The 5,559-nt window shown below is 61.4% G+C and carries 6 protein-coding genes; all 6 read right to left on the reverse strand.

Translation table 11 applies throughout. The features are described from left to right. Positions 1 to 384 precede the first annotated feature (384 nt). Complete coding sequence (locus ACZ25G_RS03085; protein WP_463681500.1) at positions 385 to 1,428, reverse strand: glycosyltransferase family 4 protein; 1,044 nt, start codon at positions 1,426 to 1,428, stop codon at positions 385 to 387. After that, the gene (locus ACZ25G_RS03090; protein ID WP_191510705.1) at positions 1,425 to 1,895 is read right to left on the reverse strand and encodes a hypothetical protein; all 471 of its coding nucleotides are present in this window, start codon (positions 1,893 to 1,895) and stop codon (positions 1,425 to 1,427) included. The genes ACZ25G_RS03085 and ACZ25G_RS03090 overlap by 4 nt, the downstream gene beginning before the upstream one ends. Before the next feature lie 532 nt (positions 1,896 to 2,427). Then, the gene (locus ACZ25G_RS03095) at positions 2,428 to 2,733 is read right to left on the reverse strand and encodes a hypothetical protein (RefSeq protein ID WP_463681501.1); all 306 of its coding nucleotides are present in this window, start codon (positions 2,731 to 2,733) and stop codon (positions 2,428 to 2,430) included. A gap of 4 nt (positions 2,734 to 2,737) precedes the next feature. Continuing rightward, positions 2,738 to 3,493 (reverse strand): ABC transporter ATP-binding protein, encoded by a 756-nt coding sequence (locus ACZ25G_RS03100; protein WP_463681502.1) that lies wholly within the window; start codon positions 3,491 to 3,493, stop codon positions 2,738 to 2,740. Further along, the gene (locus ACZ25G_RS03105; RefSeq protein WP_463681503.1) at positions 3,493 to 4,266 is read right to left on the reverse strand and encodes an ABC transporter permease; all 774 of its coding nucleotides are present in this window, start codon (positions 4,264 to 4,266) and stop codon (positions 3,493 to 3,495) included. Before ACZ25G_RS03105 ends, ACZ25G_RS03100 begins: the two co-directional genes overlap by 1 nt. Positions 4,267 to 4,288: 22 nt before the next feature. Next, entirely contained in the window at positions 4,289 to 5,326 is a 1,038-nt protein-coding gene (gene gmd, locus ACZ25G_RS03110; protein ID WP_342682541.1) for a GDP-mannose 4,6-dehydratase, read from the reverse strand. Positions 5,327 to 5,559 lie beyond the last annotated feature (233 nt).

The raw sequence follows: 5,559 nt of genomic DNA on the forward strand, positions 1-5,559 counted from the left end.
TATGCGGCAGCCAGCCGCCGCCCCCTTGGATCACTTTTGCATCCTTTTCTTGAGAGAAAAGGATGTGCCCGCCCCGGCATGAGGGGCTGCTACCACCTACCAGTGGAGGATACCGCGTTGTGGTGTCGTTCGCAACAAAAACGCGTGTGTCGCGGACGGTGGTTTTGATTACGCCGCGGGCGGCGAGTCGCCGCAGCCAAGCCGCGCTGTGGCATCATTCGCAACAAAATCGCGGGTGCCGCGGAAGGTGCTGCAAACGAGACTTAAGGCGCGTCTTGCTCTCCGCAGGAGCGCCACCTGCCGGTGGGGGATATCGCACTGTGGCGCAATGGGTAACTTAGTCGCATGTGACGCGGCAATGTCGCAAACAAAGCCCAGGGTGCGTCATCCTGCCCCGGCAGGGGCCGCCGTTAGAGCCGTTATCACATGATCCCAGGTGATATCCATCCCTTTCAGCTTTTCCCAGGCCGCCTGGCCCATGGTCGCCGTCCTCTCCCGGTGGGCGTAAAACTCGTCCAAGGCACGGGCCAGGGCCCGGGGTTCCGGCGGGCGGACAAACCCGGTGACCCCATCCTCCACAAAGGCCAGCGGCCCGCCGGAGTCGGTGCAGGTGAGCACTGCCTTATGGGAGGCAAAGGCCTCCGGCGTGATGTAGCCATAGTCCTCCTCCACCGGCACAAAGGCCACCGCCAGGCACCTGGCCAGGTGATGGAGCTTTTCCTCCTGGGAGATAAAGCGGTTTTCATAGGTCACCTTCTCCTGAAGCCTCCGGCCCCGGATCAGCGCCATAATCCGCTTTTCTTCCTCCCCGCTGTCCCCCCGCCCGGCCAGCAGCAGCCGCACCGGGGTGCGGGTATAGGCCATGGCCTCCACCAGCAGGGATTGGCGCTTGAGGGCGTTGACCCGGCTGGGATAAAAGACATAGTCCCCGTATCCTGCCAGGGAAAAGGACTCCGGCTCATCCAGGGGACAGTAAAGGGGGGTGGAGGGGATGCCGTTTGCCTCCCAAAGCCGCCGGGACACCAGGTCGCTGATGGTATAGATCGTCCCCTTTGCTCCCCCTAACGCAGCGGTATCCTCCCGGGCGATGGCCGCTCTGAGAGCCGGGGCGTCCCGGTATCCAAAGGGGGTGCCGTAGAGGTCATAGGCCTGACGGAGCTGGTGGATGATCCAATACCGCTTGTTGGGGTGGGGGATAAGATAGGCGGGAAATTTCAGGGCAATGAGCAGGTCCGTCTGCGGGATCTCCATCAGCTTTGCCGCCAGTACATTTTCCATCAGCCGGCCAGGGGGAAACTCCTGGAGGGGCAGGAGGATTTTCTCCACCGTATGGCCCCGGCGGATAAGCTCCCGGCAGAGGCTGTCGCAGAGCACCTCCGCCCCTCCCTTCACAAAGGGGATCTGGGCGTTTGCCACCGCGATTTTCATCCCATCAGCCTCCTTGCCGCTTCCCGTCCCGCCCTATCATCCCGGGGCAGGGGCAGAAGCTCTGCCCGGACATGGCAGCTTTGGGCCAGCCAGTCCGCCAGCTCCTCCCCGGCGGCGAAGATTTTCTCCGCCTCCCCAAGGCCCCGGGTAACGGCCCGCAGCCGGTACTGATCCAGGATTTCATCTCCCAGAAGGGGGAACGGCCCTGTCATCCAAACCACCTTATGGGGGTGGGGTAGCAGCGCCGCTGTGAGATCCAGAGGGATGAGAAGGCCGCAGGCGTGCTCCAGATGAAACAGCCGCCGGGAAAAAAGCTGGGCAAGCTCCCCCTCCTTCCCAGGGGAAAGGGGAAGGGAGACGGCTTCAGCCGCAGCCCCTTCCGCCTCCAGCCAGCGGGCAAGGGAGGCGGCGGAGAGCGCCGGCTTTTTTCCAAAGGGGACAAATGTCTCCGCTGTCATCATCTTCATCATCTTCCTCCTCGCGGGCAGTGCCCGCTGCCAGATCGCGTTTATGTGTCAATCGAGACCTATTTGCGTGAGCCGCGAACAGTGTCGCAAATAAAGCCTAGGGCGCGCCGGCTACCGCAGGAGTGTGGGCGGTTTCGGCGGCAGCCGACGATTTTTTGGAACATCCCGGGGCCAGCTGTCGCTGGAGGATGTCGCGTTTATGTGTCAATCGCAACATAGGTGCGGGCAACGCGGCGGTGGTTTTGGCTAGGCCGTGAGCGCGTCATCCCGCCCCGGGAGGGGCCGCCCATACTACTGGGAAAGCAGCGAGCCCCATTAGGGGGATATCCAAGGGGCGCACCCCTTGGATCACTTTTGCATCCTTTTCTTGAGAGAAAAGGATGTGCCCGCGCGGCATGAGGGGCCGCTACTCACCTCCCGGTGGAGGACATCGCGCTGGCGGGCAGTGCCCGCTGCCAAACCGCGCTGTGGTGTCGTCCGTAACAAAAACGCGGGTGTCGCGGACAGTGTCGCAGACATAACCAAGAGCGCGTCATCCTCGCCGGTAGGCGCGGAGGTAGCGGTTTTTGATCCGCAGGGCCAGGGAGCCCACCAGGGGAATCCTTTTAATGGCCTTCCGCATCCGGAAGGCGGCAGGGGCCAGCCACCGGACCGGCCCCCGGGCCGCTGCCAGGATCTCTTCCAGAGCTTCCTCCGAAGTCAGCCCCGGCTGGGCCTCCTCCAAAAGGGCGCCGTCAAGACCCGCCGCCTCCTCTGCTTCCAGGGGGATATTCAGCTCATGGCGGAACACCCCCGCCGCATACCGCCGGTCCGGCCCGGGCATCTGAGAAACGTCCATCCCATCACCTCCCCTGTCCCCATCCAGGCTCTTGGGCGCTGGCTAGGTAGGCGCCGATGACGGTCTGGGCGGGGCCGTCCATCCGAACAAGGCCCCCGTCAATCCAGATGGCCCGGGGACACAGGCGGGCCACGTCCTCCATACTGTGGGAGACAAGGACAATGGTGGCCCCCTCCCTTTTTAGCTGCTCCATCTTTGCAAAGCACCTGCGCTGGAAGGCGGCGTCCCCCACCGCCAGGATCTCGTCGATGAGCAGCACCTGAGCCGACACGTGGATGGCTACGGCAAAGGCCAGCCGGGCATACATGCCGGAGGAATAGGTTCGCACCGGTACGTCCATATAGTCCTCCAGTCCCGAAAAGGCGATGATATCTGAAAGCCGTTCATCAATCTTTTTCTTCTGCAAGCCAAAGATGGAGGCGTTGACATAGATGTTCTCCCTGCCGGTCATATCCGGGTGAAAGCCCGCTCCCAGCTCTATGAGGCTGGATACCTTGCCCTGGATGTCCACCTCTCCCCGGTCCGGATAGATGATCCGGGTGAGGATTTTGAGCAGGGTGGATTTGCCGCAGCCATTTCGCCCGATGAGGGCCACCGCCTCCCCTGGGGATACGGTGAAGCTGATATCCTTTAAGACCTGCCGCCGGTCGTAGGCGTTGCGTTTTAAAAAGAGAAGCTTTTCCTTTAAGGAGCTCCCCTTGTCCGGGTAGACCTTAAAGGACTTCTCCAGGTGGCTGACCACAATGGCGTCTTTTTTCATCACAACTCCTCCGCAAAACCACGCTGCAGCCGCTGAAACAGCCATCCTCCCCCCAAGCAGAGGAGAAGGGCCATTCCAAAGGGCCAGAGCAGGTGGGAGATATCCGGCAGCCGCTGGTAATAGAGCAGATCCCGGTAGGCCTCTACCAGCCCGGTTATAGGGTTGAGGGAAAGGGCCCACCGCCAGCCCTCCGGCACCATGTCGGGGGTGTAGACAATGGGGGTGGCGTAAAACCAGGCCATCATCAGGATCTCCAGCATATGCCGCAGGTCCCGGAGATAGACGTTCAGGGCGCTGAAGATGAGCAAAAAGCCCAGGACCAGCAGATACTCAAGGGCCATGACCCCTGGCAGCAGCAGGCAGCAGGCGCTGAGCCCTATGCCGGAAAACAGCACCGCCCCCAGCACCACCGCCATGGAAAGGCAGAGGTTGACAAAGCCTGCCGTCACCGTGCTCAGGGGGATGACCATCCGGGGAAAATAGATTTTCTTGACCAGGTTGGCGCTTTCCACCACGCAGTTTGCCCCGCCGCCCAGACAGGTGGACAGGAAAAACCAGGGGATAAAGGCGACAAACAGATAAATGTAGTATTTGTCCACATCCACCCGCATAATGCTGGAAAATACCACCGAATAGACCGCCAGCTGCAAAAGGGGATTGACAAAGGCCCAGAGAAAGCCCAGGACCGAGCCTTTATACCGGGTGACCAGCTCCTTGCGGACCATGGTGGCCAACATGGTCCGGTAGTCAAAAAGTTCTCTTATCAGACCCATAGGCCACCATCCTTTTGCAGTCTTATCCTTCCCGGCCGCCGGACGCCGTCTCCCCTGCTGCCAGCTTCAGGTCGGTTTCCACCATCCGCCGGACCATCTCCTCAAAGGAGATCTCCCGCTTCCAGGAAAGCTGCTCCTCCGCCTTGGTGGGATCCCCCAGCAGCACCTCTACCTCCGCCGGGCGGAAAAACTGGGGGCTGACCCGGACCACTGTTTTTCCGGTGGCCTCATCCACGCCGGTTTCCTCCACCCCTTGGCCCTGCCATGCCACCTGGATGCCGGCGGCGTCAAAGGCGGCCTGGGCAAACTGGCGGACGGTCCGGGTCTCTCCCGAGGCGATGACATAGTCATCCGGCCGCTCCCCTTGGAGCATCAGCCACATGGCCCGGACATAGTCGGCGGCATGGCCCCAATCCCGCTGGGCGTCCAGATTCCCCAGCTCCACACAGGGGAGAAGCCCCAGCTTGATCCGGGCCGCGGCGTTGGTGATCTTCCGGGTGACAAATTCTAAGCCTCTCCGCTCGCTCTCATGGTTAAAGAGGATGCCGCAGCAGCCGAAAAGGCCGTAGCTTTCCCGGTAGTTTTTGGTGATCCAGTGGCCGTAGACCTTGGCCACCCCATAGGGGCTCCGGGGATAGAAGGGGGTGGTCTCCCGCTGGGGCATCTCCTGGACCAGGCCGAACATTTCACTGGTGGAGGCCTGGTAGAACCGGGCTTCCGGCCGGACCCGCCGGATGGCCTCCAGCAGGTTTGTCACCCCCAAGGCGTCGATTTCCGCCGTGGCAATGGGCTGCTCCCAGCTGGTGCCCACAAAGGACTGGGCCGCCAGGTTGTAGACCTCATCAGCCTGGGATACATCCATGGCCTTTTGCAGGGAGGCAAGATCAGTCATATCCCCATAGACCAGATGGATTTTGTCCTTTATATGCTCTACATTGCCATAGTCCACCACGCTTTTTCTCCGCATGATGCCATAGACTTCATATCCTTTTTCCAGGAGCAGCTCCGCCAAATAGGAACCGTCCTGGCCGGTAATCCCGGTGATCAGTGCGTGTTTCATACTATTTCTCCTTTCCTTAGCGCCTGCCGGCGGGGAAGACGCGGACCTGCGGTCAGCAAGTCGCGCCCTAGGTCTCGTTTGAAACTTTGCCGCGTCACACGCGAATAGGTCACTGCCAGCGCCTATCCGCGATATCCTCCAGCGGTAGCTGGGCCCCTTCCGGGGCGGGATGACCGCGCCCTAGGTTTTATTTGCAACACCGCCGCGACACACGCGACCAAGTTACCCATTGC

Source organism: Zongyangia sp. (genome assembly GCF_965361945.1).

Excerpts from the sequence above, each read along its gene's own strand:
- ACZ25G_RS03085 (WP_463681500.1), bottom strand. The coding sequence starts at position 1,428 with ATGAAAATCGCGGTGGCAAACGCCCAGATCCCCTTTGTGAAGGGAGGG.
- ACZ25G_RS03095 (WP_463681501.1), bottom strand. The coding sequence starts at position 2,733 with ATGGACGTTTCTCAGATGCCCGGGCCGGACCGGCGGTATGCGGCGGGG.
- ACZ25G_RS03105 (WP_463681503.1), bottom strand. The coding sequence starts at position 4,266 with ATGGGTCTGATAAGAGAACTTTTTGACTACCGGACCATGTTGGCCACC.
- ACZ25G_RS03100 (WP_463681502.1), bottom strand. The coding sequence starts at position 3,493 with ATGAAAAAAGACGCCATTGTGGTCAGCCACCTGGAGAAGTCCTTTAAG.
- ACZ25G_RS03090 (WP_191510705.1), bottom strand. The coding sequence starts at position 1,895 with ATGAAGATGATGACAGCGGAGACATTTGTCCCCTTTGGAAAAAAGCCG.
- gmd (WP_342682541.1), bottom strand. The coding sequence starts at position 5,326 with ATGAAACACGCACTGATCACCGGGATTACCGGCCAGGACGGTTCCTAT.